This is a genomic window from Polymorphum gilvum SL003B-26A1, from assembly GCF_000192745.1.
Lineage (GTDB): Bacteria > Pseudomonadota > Alphaproteobacteria > Rhizobiales > Stappiaceae > Polymorphum > Polymorphum gilvum.
This window is the reverse complement of sequence record NC_015259.1, coordinates 2,105,006-2,122,749: the sequence shown is the minus strand read 5'-3', so window position 1 is coordinate 2,122,749 and position 17,744 is coordinate 2,105,006. Positions and strand designations below refer to the sequence as shown.

The window sequence follows — 17,744 nt, the reverse complement described above, 5'->3', positions numbered from 1 at the left end:
CGCTCAGAAGACGAAGCCGGGGAAGCGCTCGGCGTAGAGGCGGAACCAGGGGGCGAAGATCTTGGGGCTCGAGGCCAATTCGCGCCGGAGCGTGTCGGGAGTGACCCAGCGGGTCGCCATCACCTCGGCCGGATCGGGCGCCAGGGCGAGGCGCGCGCGCTCGGCGTCGGCGACGAAGAAGCTGACCCGCTCGTGCTCGCACAGCCCGCCGCCGACCTCGGCGAAATAGTCGGTGCCGCCGGCCGGGCGCAGCGCGAGCGAGACGCCGAGTTCCTCCTTCAGGCGGCGCGCGGCGCAGGCCGCCGGACTCTCGTCCCAGTGCGGATGCGAGCAGCAGGCATTCGCCCACAGCCCGCCGCAGTGGTACTTGGACAGCGCACGTTGCTGCAGCAGCAGGGCGTCGCCGTCGAACACGAACACCGATACGGCGAGATGCAGCAGCGCCTCGCGATGGGCGCGCAGCTTGCCGACCGGAAACAGCGAGCCGTCGGCGGCGATGGCGGGTATCAGGATCTCGTCGGCGTCGGCCATGAACCGCTTCCTTAACGCAAACGGGAGGGGCAGCCCCCTCCCGCGTCACTCTCTCAATCGTTCTCTCCTGAGCCGGCGGGATCATCGCCTCCGCCGGCTGCGCCCGTCAGGCGACGGCGCGCGACAGCGCGCACTGAGACCACAGGTCGTTGAGCGCGCCAACCAGATGATCGATGTCGGCGTCCGTGTGCAACGGCGAGGGCGTGATGCGCAGCCGTTCGGTGCCCTTCGGCACGGTCGGATAGTTGATCGGCTGGACGTAGATGCCGTAGTTGTCGAGCAGCAGGTCGGACAGCCACTTGCACTTGGTCGCGTTGCCGACCATCACCGGCACGATGTGGCTCGGGTTGTCCATGTGCGGGATGCCGCGCCGGTCGAGCAGCGCGCGCAGGCGCCTGACACGGTCCTGGTGCAGGCGCCGCTCGTCCTGGCTCTGCTTGAGATGGCGGATCGAGGCGGTCGCCCCGGCGGCCAGCGCCGGCGGCAGCGCCGTGGTGAAGATGAAACCGGAAGCGAAGGAGCGCACGAAGTCGCACAGCTCGCGCGAGCCGGTGATGTAGCCGCCCATGACGCCGAAGGCCTTGCCGAGCGTGCCCTCGATCACGGTGAGCCGGTCCATCAGGCCCTCGCGCTCGGCGATGCCGCCGCCGCGCGGACCGTAGAGGCCGACCGCATGAACCTCGTCGAGATAGGTCATCGCGCCGTGCCGTTCGGCGACGTCGCAGATCTCCCTGATCGGCGCGATGTCGCCGTCCATGGAATAGACGCTCTCGAAGGCGACCAGCTTGGGCCGGGACGGATCGTCAGCCGACAGCAGCCGGTCGAGGTCTTCCGGCGAATTGTGCTTCCACACCCGCTTGTCGGCGCGGCTGTGGCGGATGCCCTCGATCATCGAGGCGTGGTTCAGCGCATCGGAATAGACGATGCAGCCGGGGATCTTCGAGGCCAGCGTGCCGAGCGCGGCCCAGTTGGAGACGTAGCCCGAGGTGAAGATCAGCGCCGCGTCCTTGCCGTGCAGGTCGGCGAGTTCGCGCTCCAGCTCGACATGGTAGTGGTTGGTGCCGGAGATGTTGCGCGTGCCGCCGGCGCCGGCGCCGCAGCGGTCGATCGCCTCCTTCATGGCCGCGGTGACGGTCTCGTTCTGGCCCATGCCGAGATAGTCGTTGGAGCACCACACGGTGACCTCGTGGGTCGAACCGTCGTCGCGGTAGCGGGTCGCGCGCGGAAACGCGCCGGACTGACGTTCAAGGTCGGCGAACACGCGGTAGTTGCCCGCCTCGCGCAAGCCGTCGAGCGCCTGCTTGAAGAAGCTGTCGAAATCCATGGCGTGTTCCCTCTCGTCTTCTCTCCGCACGCGCCGTTCCCGTCCGCGGATGTCCGGTTCGCCGTTCCGGCCTGCCGGGTCGCGTCCGACCGTCCCGGCATCCCTGCTTAGCGGGCTCGTCCCGTCTTTCCCATAGTGTAAAACGCCGCAGCTTGTCATTCTTCTAATTCTCATCTTTCATATTCAATTCTTTGAATACGTTTTGCAAGCCCCTTGCCGTACGGGCCTCGGTACGGGCCTCGGTCGCCGTCGCGGCCGCAACTGCCCCCGGTCACGGGAACTTGAACGGACGCGCCGACGCCCGGAGGAGGACGTCCGATCAGGGATTTAGCTGACGAATCAGATTGCTACCTTGCGAAAAGTCAAATCGGGCATCGCAAGTATTAACGAGGCGTCGCGCAGAACACGGGAATTTGTGATCTACGCTACAGGATTTTTAGCGATTGTGGTGCAATGATGGTCAAATGATGATCGATACACCGGACCGGATCGATTAACAAAACCTTTCCCGACACGGGAACAAAAGCCGGCCGACGATCGTTCATTCAGACAAGATGTCATGCCGTGGGAGGCATCAATGACTGGTCGTCTGTATTCCGCCGCCGCGACGGCGGCCATTTTCGCATTCCTTCTTGCGCCCAGCGCCGCGCAGGCCGCCGCCGCCGGCGAGCCGCACGGCCGGTCCGTGCCGACGAGCGAGATCCATGCCCTGCCCGAGGACAACCTGCTGGTCACCCTGGCCCGTCCCGAGGCAGCAGTAACCGAGGACGACGCCCTGTCCATCTGGGTCGGCGCCGTCGAACTCGACGGCCGCTCCGCCATCTGGGTCGAACTGATCGACGGCCACGGCGAGGTCGTCTACGATTCCGAGGTGGCGCCGAACGAGACCCACCTGCTGCCGGACGGGCGCGCCATCGTGGTCCGCTCGGCCGATCCGCAGACCGCGGTCGCCAAGGCCGACGAGTCGCGCATCGTTCCCGACGCCGGCCAGATCGTCACCCGCCGCGTCGTCGAGACCGGCGACGACAGGACCGCGATCGAGTTCATCGAGGACGTCCGCGCGGCGCCCGACGAGCCGATGATCGAGATGGCCCGCGCCGGCGAAAGCATCTGGGACGCGATCCTCGCGTTCTTCTCCAGCGCCGCCCAGAAGGTCCGCATCGCCTGGTCGTGGCTGGTCGGCACGCTGCCGGCCTGATCCCCCCCCTTTCCCCCCGCGAAGACCGGCCGGCCGGGCCTATGCCCGGCCGGTTTTTCCTGCGTTCCTTGGCCGGGCCTATGCCCGGCCGGTTTTTCCTGCGTTCCTTGGCCGGGCCTATGCCCGGCCGGTTTTTCCTGCGTTCCTTGGCCGGGCCTATGCCCGGCCGGTTTTTCCTGCGTTCCTTGGCCGGGCCTATGCCCGGCCGGTGCCTTGCGCTCGCCCAGGGCCGCGGAACGACCGCGATTGAGGAGCGCGAGGCGGCGGCGGGTCGTTCGATCGCTCGGCCGAGCACCGGCTGCAAAATCTGCAAGCGTACTGATCCGCGGCAGGCGCGGTCTCGTAAGACACGGCAACAAAACAAAAATCCCGCCCGGTCCCGGCGCTCGCCCGGACCCCTGCCGAACCGAAGGAAGACGAATGCGGATTGCAGTGATCGGCTCCGGCATTGCCGGCAACAGTGCCGCCTGGGCCCTGTGCGACCGGCACGAGGTCGTGCTCTACGAAAAACGGCTGCGCCCCGGCGGTCACAGCGCCACGGTCGACATCGACTACGACGGCGTACCGATCGCCGTCGATACCGGCTTCATCGTCTACAACGAGCTCAACTACCCCAACCTGACCGCGCTATTCGCCCATCTCGGCGTCCGCACCGAGGCGAGCGACATGAGCTTCGCCCTGTCGGTCGACGGCGGGGCGCGCGAATGGGCCGGCACCAGCCTCGACACCATCTTCGCCCAACGCCGCAACCTCGCCTCGCCGCGCTTCCTGTGGATGCTGCGCGAGATCCTGCGCTTCAACCGGCAATGCATCGCCGACCGCGCCGCCGGCCTGCTCGCTCCCCTGTCGCTCGGCGAATACCTGGCACTGCGCCGCTTCTCGCGTGCCTTCGTCGACGACTACCTGGTACCGATGGGCGCGGCAATCTGGTCGACGCCGGCCTCCGAGATGTTCGCCTTCCCGGCCGAGTCCTTCGTCGCCTTCTTCGAGAACCACCGCCTGGTGCATGCCGACCGGCCGGTCTGGCGCACGGTCTCCGGCGGCAGCCGCACCTATGTCCAGCGCCTGCTCGATCCGCTGAAGGGCCAGATCCGGCTCGGTACCCCGGTGACGGCGATCCGCCGCGAGAGCGGCCAGGTGCGCGTGCGTGACGCCTCCGGCAACGAGGACGCGTTCGATCACGCGATCCTGGCCAGCCACACGGACCAGACGCTGGCCATGCTCGCCGACCCGAGCGAGGACGAGGCTCGGCTGCTGTCGGCGATCCGCTATCGGCCGAACGAGGTCTACCTGCATCGCGACCCGGCGCTGATGCCCAAGCGCCGCCGCGTTTGGTCGTCCTGGAACTACATGGCGCGCTCGGACGCCGCCGCCGGAACCGACGTCTCCGTCAGCTACTGGATGAACCGCCTGCAGAACATCGACCCCGCCCGACCTCTGTTCGTCAGCCTGAACCCGGCCGAACCGCCCAGGCCCGAACTCACCTTCGCCCGCTTCACCTACGACCATCTCCAGTTCGACACTGCCGCTCTCGCCGCCCAACGGCAGATCGGCACGATCCAGGGCCGGCGCAACACCTGGTACTGCGGCGCCTGGTGCGGCCACGGCTTCCACGAGGACGGGCTCGCCTCGGGCCTTGCGGTCGCCCGCGCCTTCGGGGCAGTGTTGCCCTGGGACATCGGGGCAGAGGGGCCGGTCCCCGTCGCGGAAGCCGCCGAATGACGACACGCGCAACCACAGCCATGGCCGAAAACGGCGCGCCGCCGCAGGAACCGGCGACGCTCTATGCCGGAACGGTCATGCATGCGCGCATGAAGCCGGTGGCGCACCGCTTCTCCTACAAGGTGTTCTCGCTCCTGCTCGACCTCGACCGGCTCGACGAGGCCGAAGCCGGCTGCGCGCTGTTCTCGGTCGGACGCTTCAACCTCGCAGGCTTCGATCCGCGCGACCACGGCCCGCGCGACGGCACGCCGCTGCGCGCCCATGTCGACGCCCTGCTGCGCAAGGCGGGTCTCGCCCGGGCGGCGCGCGTGCTGCTTCTCGCCTATCCGCGCATCCTCGGCTACGTGTTCAACCCGCTCAGCGTCTACTACGCCTACGACGACGCGGGCACGCTGACCGCAGTCGTCTACGAGGTACGCAACACCTTCGGCGACCTGCACACCTATGTGGCGCCGGTGCGCGTCGGCCAGCTGAGCGCGGCCGGCCTGCGCCAGGAGCAGGACAAGACGTTTCACGTCTCGCCGTTCCTCGACATGGACCAGCGCTACCGCTTCCGCCTGCTGCCGCCTGGGCGCAGCCTGCGCATCCGCATCCTGGAGTGCGATGCCGACGGCCCCGTGCTGGCCGCCACGTTCCAAGGAACCGCACGGCCGATGACCGACGCGGCGCTCGCCGCCGCCTGCGCACGGGTGCCGCTGCTGACGCTCAAGGTGATCGCCGGCATCCACTGGCAGGCCTTTAAACTCTGGCTGAAAGGTGTACGCTTCTATCCGCGCCCGATCGGAGGAGGAAAGCCGGGCGCTCCCGCGACGGCCCGCGACGACGCCCTTGCCGGCACGCCCGGCGCGTCCTACGGCCACGGGAAAGTCTGACGGAGGCTTCAATGTCCGACCCAGTCGTCCTGACCCACGAGAACGCCCGGCAGGTGCTTGCCGGCCTGCCCCGCTTCGTGCGCATGGGCATGCGCATCGTCCTGCGCCTGCACTACGGTTCGCTGACCGTCACGCTGCCCGACGGGCGCCGCTTCCGCATCGACGGCAAGGCGCCCGGCCCGGTCGCCGACCTGACCGTCCACGACTGGCGCTTCGTGCGCCTGGCCGTCGAGGGCGCCGACGTCGGCGTCGGCGAAGCCTTCATGGCCGGCTACTGGTCGAGTTCGGACGTGACCACCTTCCTGGAGCTGTTCTGCGTCAACCGCGACGCGACCATGGCCGACCTGCAGGGCCGGCCGCTGTTCCGCCTCGCAGTGACCCTGCGCCACTGGTTCAACCGCAACACGCGGCGCGGCTCGCGGCGCAACATCTCGGCCCACTACGACCTCGGCAACGCCTTCTACCGGGAATGGCTCGACCCCTCGATGACCTATTCCTCGGCGCTGTTCGAGGGCAACGCCAACAGCCTGGAGCAGGCGCAGGCGTCCAAGTACCGCTCGCTGGCGACCGCCGCCGACATCCGCCCCGGCCACGAGGTGCTGGAGATCGGATGCGGCTGGGGCGGCTTCGCCGAATTCGCCGCGCGCGAGATCGGCGCCAGCGTGCGCGCTCTGACCATCTCGAAGGAGCAGTTCGACTACGCCAGCGAGCGCATCTTCAAGGCCGGCCTCGCCGACCGGGTGAAAGTGGTGTTCCAGGACTATCGCGACGAGCGCGGCGTCTACGACCGCATCGCATCGATCGAGATGTTCGAGGCGGTCGGCCAGCGCTACTGGCCGACCTATTTCCAGACGCTGTCGGCCTGCCTGAGGCCGGGCGGCATGGCCGGGCTGCAGATCATCACCATCCAGGACGACATGTTCCAGGACTACGCGCGCCGGCCGGACTTCATCCAGCGCTACATCTTCCCCGGCGGCATGCTGCCGCCGCCGGGGAAGCTGGAGGAGATCGGCCGCAGGCTCGGGCTCGACCTGAAGGCGCAGAAGATCTTCGGCCAGGACTATGCCCGCACGCTGTCGGAATGGCGCCAGCGCTTTCGCGACGCCTGGCCGCGCATCTCGCCGATGGGTTTCGACGAACGCTTCAAGCGGCTGTGGGAGTTCTACTTCCACTACTGCGAGGCCGGCTTCCGCACCGGCAACATCGACGTGCGCCAGATGGTCTATGTCAAGACCGGCTGACGCCCGCGTCACGGGCCGGCCTGGGTCGCCGGCCCCTTGCCCGTCCAGCCCGTGACGCGGGCGACGAGCGGGAAATAGAGGCGGTAGGGCAGCAGCCGCAGCAGCTTCAGCTGCAGCGCGAAGCGGCGCGGGAAGGCGATCTCGAAGCCGGTCGGGCGGGTCAGGCCGGCGACGATGCGCTCCGCCGCCGCCTGAGCATCCATCAGATGGGGCATCGGGAACGGATTGTCCCTGGTTGCCGGCGTGTCGACGAAGCCGGGCGAGACGACCTGGATGCGGATGCCCGCGCGGTCGAGGTCGAACTTCAGCGCCTCGGCCATGTTGATCAAGCCGGCCTTGGTGGCGCCGTAGGCGGCCGAGGTCGGCAGGCCTCGGTAGCCGGCGACCGAGGCGACCACCGCGATCTGGCCGCGGCCGCGCGCCTTCATGGCCTCGATCACCGGGGCGAGAACGTGGACAGTGCCCTTGAGATTGACGTCGATGCTGGTCGAGAAGGCCGCTATGTCGGGCGCCAGCCCGCCCTGGGGCAGATAGACGCCGGCATTGGCGACCAGCAGCGCGACCGGGCCGGCCTCGCCCTCGATCCGCCGCGCCGTCTCGGCCATCGCCGCCGCGTCGGTGACATCGCCGGGAAACGGCACGATCATGCCAGAAAAGCTCTCGGCCTCGTCGGCCAGCGCCTGCAGAGCGTCGGCGCTGCGGGCGGTGACGGCGACACTCCAGCCGGCGCGGGCGAGCCGCAGCGCCAGCGCCCGTCCGATGCCGGAACTCGCGCCGGTGATCCAGGCCGAGCCGTGGCGCGGCGATGCAACGTAATCGGTCAAGGCGTCCTCCTGAACTGCGTTCCCGATACGCGTTCAGGCTGCCGTCGGATCGCTCAGCCGCGCACGAAGGGCGCGAAGAAGCGCCCTACCGGCCCGGTCAGGCGCAGATGGCCCTCGGTGACGGCGAAGCAGATGCAGTCCTCGCCCTCGTCGGCGATCGGCTTGTGGTCGATGTCGTCGTCGGCGATGGCGATATCGCCGCGTTCGTAGTGGCCGTCGCAGTCGGAAAAGCCGCCCTGAAGCACGAGCGTCAATTCGCGGCCCTCATGGGTATGCGAGGGCACGGCGCGCCCGGCGCGGATCCACAGCAATGAGGCGGAACAACCGTCGATCTCGCCAAGCCGGCACTCCTTGACGCCCGGCATGCGGGAGCGCCAGGGCAACGCATCAAGGCTGCGACCGCCGATCAGCCGGCGCAGGCTGGCTGGAATGCGCGGGTCGACGGAGGGTTCCCGCACGGGCCTTTCGGACGCCGCCGGGGAGGCTTCGGGCGCGGCGAAGATCGCCTCGAGCCGGCCGTCGCGGTCTTCGAGCGAAACCGGCGGCGCGTCCTCGAGCGACATCCCGCCCAGCGCCTCGAGCGAGCGGACGTAGTCCCGGTTGCGCGACGACAGTTCGAGATGGGAATCGACGAGCACCCGGGCAGGTTCGGCCAGCGTTCCGGCAACGAACCCGGCCAGCAGCTCATCCAGGCCAGTCGTGTGTTCCATTCAGGTGCCCAAAAGTCATTCAGGTGATCGCGGATTGTGCTCTCACACTGTCTTTTCGTGATCCTACGCAAGCGCCGCCGCATCGGATCACGCCGTTTCCCGCACATGCAGACATGCGGGTAAAGAAAGCTATATCTCCGCACAAGGGCAGGAAAGCGTTTTCCCGCATGCCGGCATCGGCGGCCGCAGGCGTCTTGATCCGGGCGCCGAGGACCAGTAGCGTCCAGCCTTCTGGCCGCGCGGCGCGCGTCCTGCACCGAGACCCACAGAGAATGGATCCGACATGAGCCTGTACACGTCCGTCGTCGATGCCATCGGCAACACGCCCCTGATCCGCCTGAACCGGATTTCCGACGAGACGGGCTGCGACATCTACGGCAAGGCGGAATTCATGAACCCGGGCCAATCGGTCAAGGACCGCGCCGGCCGGCACATGATCCTGGAGGCAGAGAAGCGCGGCGACCTGAAGCCCGGCGGCCTGATCGTCGAGGGCACCGCCGGCAATACCGGCATCGGTCTCGCCCTTGTAGCGAGCGCGCGCGGCTACCGCACCGTGATCGTGATTCCGGACACGCAGAGCCAGGAGAAGAAGGACATGCTGCGCCTCGCCGGCGCGCAGCTGGTGGAGGTGCCGGTGAGGCCCTATTCCGACCCCAACAACTACCAGCATGTCGCCCGCCGTCTCGCCGAGCGACTGGCCGAGAGCGAACCGAACGGCGTGCTGTTCGCCGATCAGTGGAACAACCTCGACAACCTGCGGGCGCACTACGAGACGACCGGACCCGAGATCTGGCGCGACACCGCCGGCAAGGTCGACGCCTTCATCTGCGCGGTCGGCACCGGCGGCACGCTGGCCGGCGTGTCCCGGTACCTGCGCGAGCAGAAGACGGACATCGCCATCGGCTGCGCCGACCCGCTCGGCGCGGCCATGTACAGCCTGTTCTCGACCGGCGAGGCCGTCGCCTCGGAGGGCGGCTCGGTCGCCGAGGGCATCGGCCTCGGCCGCGTCACGCCGATCGTCGCCGACGTGCGGGCAGAGCATCCCTACATGATCCCCGACGCGGAGGCTCTGCCCCTGCTGTTCGATCTCGCCGAGCACGAGGGCCTGCTGCTCGGCGGCTCGAGCGCCATCAACGTCGCCGGCGCGCTGCGTCTCGCCCGCGATCTCGGCCGCGGCCACACCATCGTGACCATCCTGTGCGACCACGGCTCGCGCTACCAGTCCAAGCTCTACAACCCCGACTTCCTGCGCTCCAAAGCCTTGCCCGTGCCTGCCTGGCTGGAGCGCGGCACGCGGATCGAGGCGCCCTTCGTATAAGGAATCCCGCCCATGGAGGGCGCTTCGTCGCAGCAGGGGGGGCCGGACCTCGCCCAGGAACTCATCCACGACGCGAGCGTCGCCGACCTGTTCCTGAACAACCTCGGCATCATCGCGGCGGTCACGGCCGCGCTCTATGCCCTCGCCGCGGTGTGCGCGGTGCGCGAGATCATGAACAGCCGCTCCGCGCAGGGCTCGGTCGCCTGGCTGCTGTCGCTGTTCTTCCTACCGTTCCCGACCGCCCTGCTCTACCTGGTGTTTGGCTGGAAGCAGTTCGACGACTATGCCGCCGTGCAGCGCAAGATGGGCCGCTTCGAGCGCGCCGCCCGCGCCGAAGATCTCGGCCTCGGCCACGCCGAGGCGACCACCGACTGGCCTGTGCTGGCCAAGGTCGCCAACCTGCCGTTCCTGGCCGGCAACGCCTGCGAGCTGCTGATCGACGGCGAAGCGACCTTCGACTCGATCCTCGACGGCATCGCCGCCGCCCGCCAGACCATCCTGGTGCAGTTCTTCATCGTGCGCGACGACGCCATCGGCCGGCGCCTCGCCGACCTGCTGATCGAGCGCGCCAGGGCCGGCGTACGGGTCTATTTCCTCTATGACGAGATCGGCTGCAAGAGCTTGGCGAAATCCTACCTGCGGCGGCTGAAGGACAACGGCATCCGGGTGTCCGGCTTCAACGAGACCCACCGCTATCTGCGCATGACCGGGCCGATGCGCATCAACTACCGCAATCACCGCAAGGTCGTGGTGGTCGACAACACCCACGCCTGGGTCGGCGGCCACAACGTCGGCGACGAATATCTCGGCCGCGACCCCGATTTCGGCCACTGGCGCGACACCCACGTCAAGGTCTCCGGTCCGGCGGCACTCGGCTGCACGCTGTCCTTCGCCGAGGACTGGCACTGGGCCAACGGCACTGTGCTCGACATCGGCCCGGCCGGCCCGGTCGAGCAGCTCGGCGACGAACCGGTGCTGGTCATGCCGACCGGTCCGGCCGATCCGATGGAAGATTGCGCCATCGCCTTTTCCGAAGCGATCTCCCGGGCGCGACGGCGGCTGTGGATCGTCAGCCCCTATTTCGTGCCGGGACCCGAAATCCAGACCGGGCTCTATGCCGCCGCGCTGCGCGGCGTCGACGTGCGCGTGCTTCTGCCGGAAAAGGCCGACCATCGGCTGGTCTGGCTGGCGAGCCACGCCCATGCCGACGACCTCGTGTCCCAAGGCATCAAGGTCTACCGCTACCAGAAGGGCTTCCTGCACCAGAAGGTGGTGCTGGTCGACGACCAGCTGACCTCGATCGGCACGGCCAACTTCGACAACCGTTCCTTCCGTATCAACTTCGAGATCACCCTGTGGTTCACCCATCCGCGCATGATCGAGAAGGTCGCCGCGATGCTGGAAACCGATTTCGCTGACGCACGCCAGACCGGGCCGGACGACCTGGAACAGCGCGCCTATCTGTTCCGACTGCTCGCCCAGAGCGCCAAGCTGTTCTCACCCGTTCTGTAACAAGCCGACACGCGATTCGATTTGGCGCGCGCACGTCGGCGCGCTAGCGTGGCATCGCATGTTCTCGCTCATGGGGCCCGCCTTGTCCTTCCTGCCCGATCTAGCCGTCATCGCCACCTTCACGGTCGCCGCGCTGATCCTCATCGTCACGCCCGGACCGGACATGACGCTGTTCCTGTCCAAGACCCTGACCCAGGGCCGCGCCGCCGGCTATGCCGCTGTCGGCGGGGCCCTGTTCGGCTGCGTGCTGCATTCGCTGCTGGCCGCGATCGGCATCTCGGCCCTGCTGGCGGCATCCGAGACCGCCTTCCTGGTGCTCAAGGTGGCGGGCGCCGCCTATCTGGTGTGGCTCGCGGTCCAGGCGCTCCGGCACGGATCGGCACTCTCCCTTGACGAGGTCGCCGCCCCGCGCCGGCCGCTGCTGGCGACCTGGGGCCAGGCGCTCGCCACCAACTTGCTCAATCCGAAGGTGGTGCTGTTCTTCGTCACCTTCCTGCCCCAGTTCGTCAGCGCCTCGGATCCGCACGCGACCGGCAAGCTGCTGTTCCTCGGCTTCTATTTCGTCGCCCTGAGCATCCCGATCGGCCTCGGTCTGGTCGCCGGCGCCGGCGCCTTCGCGCGCATGCTGAAGACCTCGCCGCGGGCGCTGCGCGCCTTCGACTGGGCTTTCGCCGGCATCATGGGCACCTTCGCGCTGAAGCTGCTGACCGCCCGCGCGGCGATGGGCTGAGCCGACCGGCGCCGCACCGGATTGCGCCGCGGGCTGCGCGTGGTAACAATGCGCTCCCTGCCCGCTGGCAACCGGAGACCCCGCCATGACCGAGCCGCTGTTTCGCGTTGACGCCTATCTGCGCAGCTGCGAGGCGCACGTAATCGGCGTCAACGACCGCGGCGGCATCGTTCTCGACCGGACCGTGTTCTACGCCAGCGGCGGCGGCCAGCCGGGCGACAGCGGTTATCTGGAACGCGAGGACGGCTCGCGGATCGCGATCACCACCACCGTCTACGACAACGACAGGACCACGATCGTGCACGTGCCGGCGGACGGCGAGGCGATGCCCGCGCCTGGCGAGACGGTCGTCGCCCATCTCGACTGGGCCAGGCGCTACCGGCTGATGCGCATGCACACCGCGCTGCACCTGCTGTCGGTGGTGCTGCCCTATCCCGTCACCGGCGGCCAGATCGGCGACCCCGAAGGCCGGCTCGACTTCGACATCCCCGAGGCGGATTTCGACCGGGACGCGCTGACCGCGCGCCTCAACGCGCTCGCCGCCGGCGACCACGCCGTCACCACCGAATGGATCACCGACGCGGAGCTCGACGCCAATCCGGGCCTGGTCAAGACCATGTCGGTCAAGCCGCCGCGCGGCTCCGGGCGGGTGCGGCTGGTGCGCATCGGCACGGACGTCGACCTGCAGCCCTGCGGCGGCACCCATGTCTCGCGCACGTCCGAGATCGGGCCGCTGTCGATCGGCAAGATCGAGAAGAAGGGCCGCCAGAACCGCCGCGTGCGCCTGCGGCTGGACGACTGAGCCACCCCGAGCAACTGCGGCGCGCCGCGCCCGCAATCCAAGAATGATCTTCCGGAGGACTCCCATGCCCGCTTTCCCCCTCGTCAGCACCGCCTGGCTCGCCGACCACCTGGAGGCGCCGGACGTTGTCGTCGTCGACGCCTCCTACCATCTGCCGACCGCCGGGCGCGATGCCGACGCGGAATATCGGGCGGAGCACATCCCCGGAGCGGTGCGCTTCGACATCGACGCCGTCAGCGATCCGGCCTCCGACCTGCCCCACATGCTGCCGCAGCCGCATGTGTTTTCCTCCAGGATGCGCAAGCTCGGCATCGGCGACGGCCAGACCATCGTCGTCTACGACAGCGTCGGATGCTTCTCCGCGCCGCGCGCCTGGTGGATGTTCAAGGTCATGGGCGTCGGGCCGGTGTTCGTGCTCGACGGCGGCCTGCCGAAGTGGAAGGCCGAGGGCCGGCCCGTCGACGACGCCGTCGTCGCCCGCCCGGACCGCCATTTCACCGCCCGGCTGGACCATGGCGCCGTTGCCGATCTCGCCGCCATGCGCAGGATCGTCGCCGACGGCAACTGCCAGGTCGTCGACGCCAGGCCGGCCGGCCGCTTCGCCGGCACCGATCCCGAACCGCGGCCGGGCCTGCGCGGCGGCCACATGCCCGGCGCGTTCAACATGCCGAGCGCCGTCTTCACCGCCGAGGACGGTACGTTCCTGCCGCCCGAGCAACTGCGCGCGGTGTTCGCCGGGGCCGGCGTCGACCTGGACCGGCCCGTGACGACCAGCTGCGGCTCGGGCGTCACCGCGGCGGTGATCACCCTCGCCCTGACCGTGCTCGGCCACCGCGATCACAATCTCTACGACGGGTCATGGACCGAATGGGGCGGACGGCAGGATACCGAGGTGGTGACGGACTGACGGCGGGCGCCGACGCCGCTCAGGGGCGCAGCGACAGGCGCATGACGGCGCCGCCTGCCGCGCTCAGCAGCACCAGGGCGCCGTCCTCCTTGCGGTAGTCGGCAACGGCACCGATTACCTCGAGCAGCTTGCGTTCCTGCTCCATGACCGCGGGCGGACAGGCCTTGCGGGTGACTGCCAGCGGTCCGATCTTGAGCACGCCGCCCGAAACCTTGACCTGGCCGAACATCGTGTTGCAGCCGGTCGAGCCGCCGGCCGTACCGCCCGAACTGAGATCGAGCTGCACGTCGACGCCGTCGAGGACGGGTGTGCCGTCGATCTCCTCTACCTGCCAGTTGCCGGCGAGATCGAAGGGCAGATCCTGCGCATGGCCGGCGCCGGCTGCGAGGGTCAGGGAGAGGCCCGCGGCGAGGCCGAGAAACGGCGGCCGGAACCAGGCCGCGATGCGTGCACGGATCATCAGGATACTCCGATCGCTGTCTGTGCCGGACTTTGTCGCGGCAGACTGGCATCGACCGGCTAACGTAGCGTAAAAAAACGACGTCCCTACCCCGAAAAGGCGCGCGCGCCCCAAGGCGGTGGGGGCGGCGGGTATCGCGCCGCTCGCCCGGGCGATGGCGGAGGATCGCTGCGGCCTCAGTGATGCAGGATCTGGCTGAGGAACAGTCTGGTGCGCTCGTGCTGCGGGTTGGTGAAGAACTGCTCCGGCTCGTTCTGTTCCACGATCTGGCCGGCGTCCATGAAGATCACCCGGTTGGCGACCTTGCGCGCGAAGCCCATCTCGTGGGTGACGCACAGCATGGTCATGCCCTCCTCGGCGAGGTTGACCATAACGTCGAGCACTTCCTTGATCATTTCCGGGTCGAGCGCCGACGTCGGCTCGTCGAACAGCATGATCTTCGGACTCATGCACAGCGAGCGAGCGATGGCCACGCGCTGCTGCTGGCCGCCGGACAGCTGGCCGGGATACTTGTGCGCCTGCTCGGGGATCTTGACCCGCTCCAGATAGTGCATGGCGACCTCCTCGGCCCGCTTCTTTGGCATCTTGCGCACCCAGATCGGCGCCAGCGTGCAGTTCTCCAGGATGGTCAGGTGCGGAAACAGGTTGAAGTGTTGGAAGCACATGCCGACCTCGCGGCGGATCTCGTCGATCTTCTTCAGGTCGTCGGTCAGCTCGATGCCGTCGACGATGATCCGGCCCTTCTGGTGCTCCTCCAGGCGATTGATGCAGCGGATCATGGTCGACTTGCCGGAACCGGACGGGCCGCAGATGACGATCCGCTCGCCGCGCATGACCTTGAGGTTGATGTCGCGTAGGACATGGAAGTCGCCGTACCACTTGTTCATGTTGATGATCTCGACGGCCACGTCCGTCTCGGAGATCTGCATCTTGGTGCGGTCGACGGAAATCTCGCTGTCGAGGACTGCGTTCTCGGTCATGGGATACTCTCCAGTAAACAGGTCCCGGTGACGGGCGTCTGAGCGGGCGTGGCCGCGCGCCGGCGCGCGGTCGCCGGTCTAGCGTTTGTGGCCGGTATTCAGCCGCTTCTCCATGAAGATGGAATAGCGTGACATGCCGAAGCAGAAGATCCAGAACACCATGCCGGCGAACAGGTAGCCGGTGTGGCCCTGGGTCGGCGACGACCAGGTCGGATCCGAGAACGACGACTGGATCTGGCCGAGCAGGTCGAACATGCCGACGATGAGCACCAGGGTCGTGTCCTTGAACAGGCCGATGAAGGTGTTGACGATGCCCGGGATGACCAGCTTGAGCGCCTGCGGCAGGATGATCAGGCCCATCATCTGCCAGTAGCGCAGTCCGAGCGCCATGGCGCCCTCGTACTGGCCCTTCGGGATCGCCTGCAGGCCGCCGCGCACCACCTCGGCCATGTAGGCGGCCGAGAACAGCGTCACGCCGATGAGCACGCGCAGCAGCTTGTTGAAGGTGACGCCTTCGGGCAGGAACAGCGGCAGCATCACCGAGGACATGAACAGCACGGTGATCAGCGGCACGCCACGCCAGAACTCGATGAAGATCACCGACACCAGTCGCACCACCGGCATCTGCGACCGTCGCCCGAGAGCCAGCAGCACGCCGAGCGGCAGCGAGGCGACGATGCCGGTGACCGCGATCACCAACGTCACCAGCAGCCCACCCCACACCGAGGTCTCGACGATCGGCAGTATCACCCTGCCGTTGACGATGAGGCCGGTCAGCAGGAAATAGGCGACGACCGGGAACGCCACCAGGAACAGCACCGCGTTGGTGCGCTTGAACGGCACGCTGGGGATGGCGAGCGGGATCAGCAGCGCGGCGAACAGGGCGAACACGACGTTCACCCGCCAGACCTCGGCGACCGGATAGCGGCCGTAGATGAACTGCGGGAAATAGGCCTTCACATAGGCCCAGCAGGCCCCGACGTGGCCGCCGTCCTGGGGCGCGCAGGCGGCGCGGTTGTCGCCCGTCCACACCGCATCGATGAAGGCGAAGCGGATGAAGGGGGCGATCAGCCAGTAGGCGAGCAGCAGGCCGACAAGCGTCAGCAGCGTGTTGCTCCAGGAGGAGAACAGGTTGGCCCGCATCCAGCCGACGACGCCGGTGGTGGAGACCGGCGCCGGCAGCAACGGCGCCTCCTCCTTGCGGATCTGGAACAGTTCAGCGTTTGCCATGGTCATGTCCGTTCCCCCGCCTTACCGCTCGACCAGCGCCATGCGCCGGTTGTACCAGTTCATGAAGGCCGAGGTGGCGAGGCTCAGCGACAGGTAGACGATCATCCAGATGGCGATGATCTCGATCGCCTGGCCGGTCTGGTTGAGCACGATGCCGCCCACCGACACGAGATCGGGGAAGGCGACCGCGACCGCCAGCGAGGAATTCTTGGTCAGGTTGAGGAACTGGCTCGTCAGCGGCGGGATGATCACCCGCATCGCCTGGGGAATGACCACCAGGCGCAGCGTCTGGCCGTTGCGCAGGCCGAGCGCATGGGCTGCCTCGGTCTGGCCGTGGCTGACCGCCTGGATGCCGGCGCGCACGATCTCGGCGATGAACGAGGCGGTGTAGATCGACAGCGCCAGGGTCAGGGCGAGCAGTTCGGGAATGAGGTTCATGCCCGAGCCGAGGGTGAAGCCGCGGCGCAGGATCGGTCCCTCCTCGACGAACACCGGATGGCTGAGATGGAGCGGCATGCCGGCGGCGAGGAACACCACCAGCGGCAGGCCGACGATCAGCCCGAGGGCGGTCAAGATGACCGGGAACTGCTTTCCGGTCGCCTCCTGGCGCCGGCGGGCCCAGATCCGCATCGCGATCGCCGCCGCGACGCCGACCAGCAGCGCGACGCCGACCGCCGAGCTTCCCGGCTCCAGCTCCGGCCGGGGCAGCCACAGGCCGGCGATGTTGAGATGCACGGTGTCGAACAGGAACGACCATCTGTCGCGCTTGTCCGGCACGGCGCGCAGCACGGCGAAATACCAGAAGAAGATCTGCAGCAGCAGCGGGATGTTGCGGATCAGCTCGACATAGGCATAGGCCAACCGCGAAATCACCCAGTTGTTCGACAGCCGCGCGATACCGACGACGAAACCGAGCACGGTGGCAAAGACGATGCCGATCACCGCCACCAGCAGCGTGTTGAAGAATCCGACGACGAGCGCCTGGCCGTAACTGGACGTTTCCGCGTAGGGAACCAGCGCCTGAATGATGCCGAAACCGGCCGTGTTGCCGAGGAAGCCGAAGCCCGACGCGATGTTCTGGCGCGCCAGGTTGTCGATCGTGTTGGACACGATGCTCCAGCCGACAAAGACAAGCACCGCGATCAGGAGCACCTGATAGAACAGGCCTCGCACCTTCGGATCGTTCACGAGCGAGGCCCGTGCCGACACCTCCCCCGTGTCCTGGTCCACTGTTGACATGTGACCTCGCCCTGCATGCGCCGCAGGCCGTGCGAATCGGACGCACGGACCTGTTCAGCGGCGGGCCGTTCCGTTCACCCCGTCGACGCGGAACGGCGCTGTTCCCCTCGGTGCCGGCGGCTTTGCGCCTTGGCTCGGCACCCT

General features: G+C 67.9%; 17 protein-coding genes. 9 read left to right on the top strand and 8 right to left on the bottom strand.

Annotated elements, in window-relative coordinates; all coding sequences use genetic code 11:
* Positions 1–3: 3 nt before the first annotated feature.
* Both SL003B_RS10235 and hemA read right to left on the bottom strand, forming a co-directional pair.
* Positions 4–531, bottom strand: coding sequence for an isopentenyl-diphosphate Delta-isomerase (locus tag SL003B_RS10235; RefSeq protein WP_013652766.1), 528 nt, complete (start codon positions 529–531; stop codon positions 4–6).
* A gap of 106 nt (positions 532–637) precedes the next feature.
* A complete protein-coding gene (gene hemA, locus SL003B_RS10230) occupies positions 638–1,855 on the bottom strand; it encodes a 5-aminolevulinate synthase (RefSeq protein ID WP_013652765.1) in 1,218 nt (405 codons plus the stop codon).
* A gap of 577 nt (positions 1,856–2,432) precedes the next feature.
* Here hemA and SL003B_RS10225 point away from each other — a divergent pair.
* The 4 genes from SL003B_RS10225 to SL003B_RS10210 all read left to right on the top strand — a co-directional run bounded on the left by SL003B_RS10225 (position 2,433) and on the right by SL003B_RS10210 (position 6,888).
* Complete coding sequence (locus SL003B_RS10225; RefSeq protein WP_013652764.1) at positions 2,433–3,053, top strand: hypothetical protein; 621 nt, start codon at positions 2,433–2,435, stop codon at positions 3,051–3,053.
* Positions 3,054–3,473: 420 nt separating this feature from the next.
* Positions 3,474–4,775 (top strand): NAD(P)/FAD-dependent oxidoreductase, encoded by a 1,302-nt coding sequence (locus tag SL003B_RS10220; RefSeq protein WP_013652763.1) that lies wholly within the window; start codon positions 3,474–3,476, stop codon positions 4,773–4,775.
* On the top strand, positions 4,772–5,647 hold the full coding sequence (locus SL003B_RS10215) for a DUF1365 domain-containing protein (RefSeq protein WP_013652762.1): 876 nt from the start codon (positions 4,772–4,774) through the stop codon (positions 5,645–5,647). Before SL003B_RS10220 ends, SL003B_RS10215 begins: the two co-directional genes overlap by 4 nt.
* Positions 5,648–5,658: 11 nt before the next feature.
* Positions 5,659–6,888, top strand: coding sequence for an SAM-dependent methyltransferase (locus tag SL003B_RS10210; RefSeq protein WP_013652761.1), 1,230 nt, complete (start codon positions 5,659–5,661; stop codon positions 6,886–6,888).
* An 8-nt stretch (positions 6,889–6,896) separates the two neighbouring features.
* On the opposite strand, the gene SL003B_RS10205 is transcribed toward SL003B_RS10210, so the two are convergent.
* Both SL003B_RS10205 and SL003B_RS10200 read right to left on the bottom strand, forming a co-directional pair.
* Positions 6,897–7,712 carry an SDR family NAD(P)-dependent oxidoreductase gene (locus SL003B_RS10205; RefSeq protein ID WP_013652760.1) on the bottom strand — a complete coding sequence of 272 codons (816 nt, stop codon included), beginning with the start codon at positions 7,710–7,712 and terminating at the stop codon, positions 6,897–6,899.
* A gap of 53 nt (positions 7,713–7,765) precedes the next feature.
* Entirely contained in the window at positions 7,766–8,422 is a 657-nt protein-coding gene (locus tag SL003B_RS10200; protein WP_013652759.1) for a ChrR family anti-sigma-E factor, read from the bottom strand.
* 283 nt (positions 8,423–8,705) lie between these two features.
* On the opposite strand from SL003B_RS10200, the gene SL003B_RS10195 reads away from it, so the two are divergent.
* The 5 genes from SL003B_RS10195 to sseA all read left to right on the top strand — a co-directional run bounded on the left by SL003B_RS10195 (position 8,706) and on the right by sseA (position 13,691).
* The gene (locus SL003B_RS10195) at positions 8,706–9,740 is read left to right on the top strand and encodes a cysteine synthase A (protein ID WP_013652758.1); all 1,035 of its coding nucleotides are present in this window, start codon (positions 8,706–8,708) and stop codon (positions 9,738–9,740) included.
* A gap of 12 nt (positions 9,741–9,752) precedes the next feature.
* Entirely contained in the window at positions 9,753–11,252 is a 1,500-nt protein-coding gene (gene cls / locus SL003B_RS10190; RefSeq protein ID WP_013652757.1) for a cardiolipin synthase, read from the top strand.
* Between the two features lie 58 nt (positions 11,253–11,310).
* Positions 11,311–11,982, top strand: a complete 672-nt coding sequence (locus SL003B_RS10185; protein ID WP_013652756.1) for a LysE family translocator — start codon at positions 11,311–11,313, stop codon at positions 11,980–11,982.
* 85 nt (positions 11,983–12,067) lie between these two features.
* Positions 12,068–12,784 (top strand): alanyl-tRNA editing protein, encoded by a 717-nt coding sequence (locus tag SL003B_RS10180; protein ID WP_013652755.1) that lies wholly within the window; start codon positions 12,068–12,070, stop codon positions 12,782–12,784.
* Between the two features lie 64 nt (positions 12,785–12,848).
* A complete protein-coding gene (gene sseA / locus SL003B_RS10175) occupies positions 12,849–13,691 on the top strand; it encodes a 3-mercaptopyruvate sulfurtransferase (protein ID WP_013652754.1) in 843 nt (280 codons plus the stop codon).
* A gap of 19 nt (positions 13,692–13,710) precedes the next feature.
* Here sseA and SL003B_RS10170 read toward each other — a convergent pair whose 3' ends face one another.
* From SL003B_RS10170 to SL003B_RS10155, 4 genes are all read right to left on the bottom strand, one after another.
* Positions 13,711–14,151, bottom strand: coding sequence for an META domain-containing protein (locus SL003B_RS10170; protein WP_013652753.1), 441 nt, complete (start codon positions 14,149–14,151; stop codon positions 13,711–13,713).
* A gap of 176 nt (positions 14,152–14,327) precedes the next feature.
* Positions 14,328–15,131: an amino acid ABC transporter ATP-binding protein gene (locus SL003B_RS10165; protein ID WP_013652752.1), complete on the bottom strand. Its 804-nt coding sequence runs from the start codon at positions 15,129–15,131 to the stop codon at positions 14,328–14,330.
* Positions 15,132–15,209: 78 nt separating this feature from the next.
* Entirely contained in the window at positions 15,210–16,361 is a 1,152-nt protein-coding gene (locus SL003B_RS10160) for an amino acid ABC transporter permease (RefSeq protein WP_041376018.1), read from the bottom strand.
* 21 nt (positions 16,362–16,382) lie between these two features.
* Positions 16,383–17,600 carry an amino acid ABC transporter permease gene (locus SL003B_RS10155; RefSeq protein ID WP_041375486.1) on the bottom strand — a complete coding sequence of 406 codons (1,218 nt, stop codon included), beginning with the start codon at positions 17,598–17,600 and terminating at the stop codon, positions 16,383–16,385.
* Positions 17,601–17,744 lie beyond the last annotated feature (144 nt).

Bases quoted from the DNA above. Each gene is read 5' to 3' on its own strand.
- SL003B_RS10235 (WP_013652766.1), bottom strand. From the start codon at position 531: ATGGCCGACGCCGACGAGATCCTGATACCCGCCATCGCCGCCGACGGC.
- hemA (WP_013652765.1), bottom strand. From the start codon at position 1,855: ATGGATTTCGACAGCTTCTTCAAGCAGGCGCTCGACGGCTTGCGCGAG.
- SL003B_RS10225 (WP_013652764.1), top strand. From the start codon at position 2,433: ATGACTGGTCGTCTGTATTCCGCCGCCGCGACGGCGGCCATTTTCGCA.
- SL003B_RS10220 (WP_013652763.1), top strand. From the start codon at position 3,474: ATGCGGATTGCAGTGATCGGCTCCGGCATTGCCGGCAACAGTGCCGCC.
- SL003B_RS10215 (WP_013652762.1), top strand. From the start codon at position 4,772: ATGACGACACGCGCAACCACAGCCATGGCCGAAAACGGCGCGCCGCCG.
- SL003B_RS10210 (WP_013652761.1), top strand. From the start codon at position 5,659: ATGTCCGACCCAGTCGTCCTGACCCACGAGAACGCCCGGCAGGTGCTT.
- SL003B_RS10200 (WP_013652759.1), bottom strand. From the start codon at position 8,422: ATGGAACACACGACTGGCCTGGATGAGCTGCTGGCCGGGTTCGTTGCC.
- SL003B_RS10195 (WP_013652758.1), top strand. From the start codon at position 8,706: ATGAGCCTGTACACGTCCGTCGTCGATGCCATCGGCAACACGCCCCTG.
- cls (WP_013652757.1), top strand. From the start codon at position 9,753: ATGGAGGGCGCTTCGTCGCAGCAGGGGGGGCCGGACCTCGCCCAGGAA.
- SL003B_RS10185 (WP_013652756.1), top strand. From the start codon at position 11,311: ATGTTCTCGCTCATGGGGCCCGCCTTGTCCTTCCTGCCCGATCTAGCC.
- SL003B_RS10180 (WP_013652755.1), top strand. From the start codon at position 12,068: ATGACCGAGCCGCTGTTTCGCGTTGACGCCTATCTGCGCAGCTGCGAG.
- sseA (WP_013652754.1), top strand. From the start codon at position 12,849: ATGCCCGCTTTCCCCCTCGTCAGCACCGCCTGGCTCGCCGACCACCTG.
- SL003B_RS10170 (WP_013652753.1), bottom strand. From the start codon at position 14,151: ATGATCCGTGCACGCATCGCGGCCTGGTTCCGGCCGCCGTTTCTCGGC.
- SL003B_RS10165 (WP_013652752.1), bottom strand. From the start codon at position 15,131: ATGACCGAGAACGCAGTCCTCGACAGCGAGATTTCCGTCGACCGCACC.
- SL003B_RS10160 (WP_041376018.1), bottom strand. From the start codon at position 16,361: ATGGCAAACGCTGAACTGTTCCAGATCCGCAAGGAGGAGGCGCCGTTG.
- SL003B_RS10155 (WP_041375486.1), bottom strand. From the start codon at position 17,600: ATGTCAACAGTGGACCAGGACACGGGGGAGGTGTCGGCACGGGCCTCG.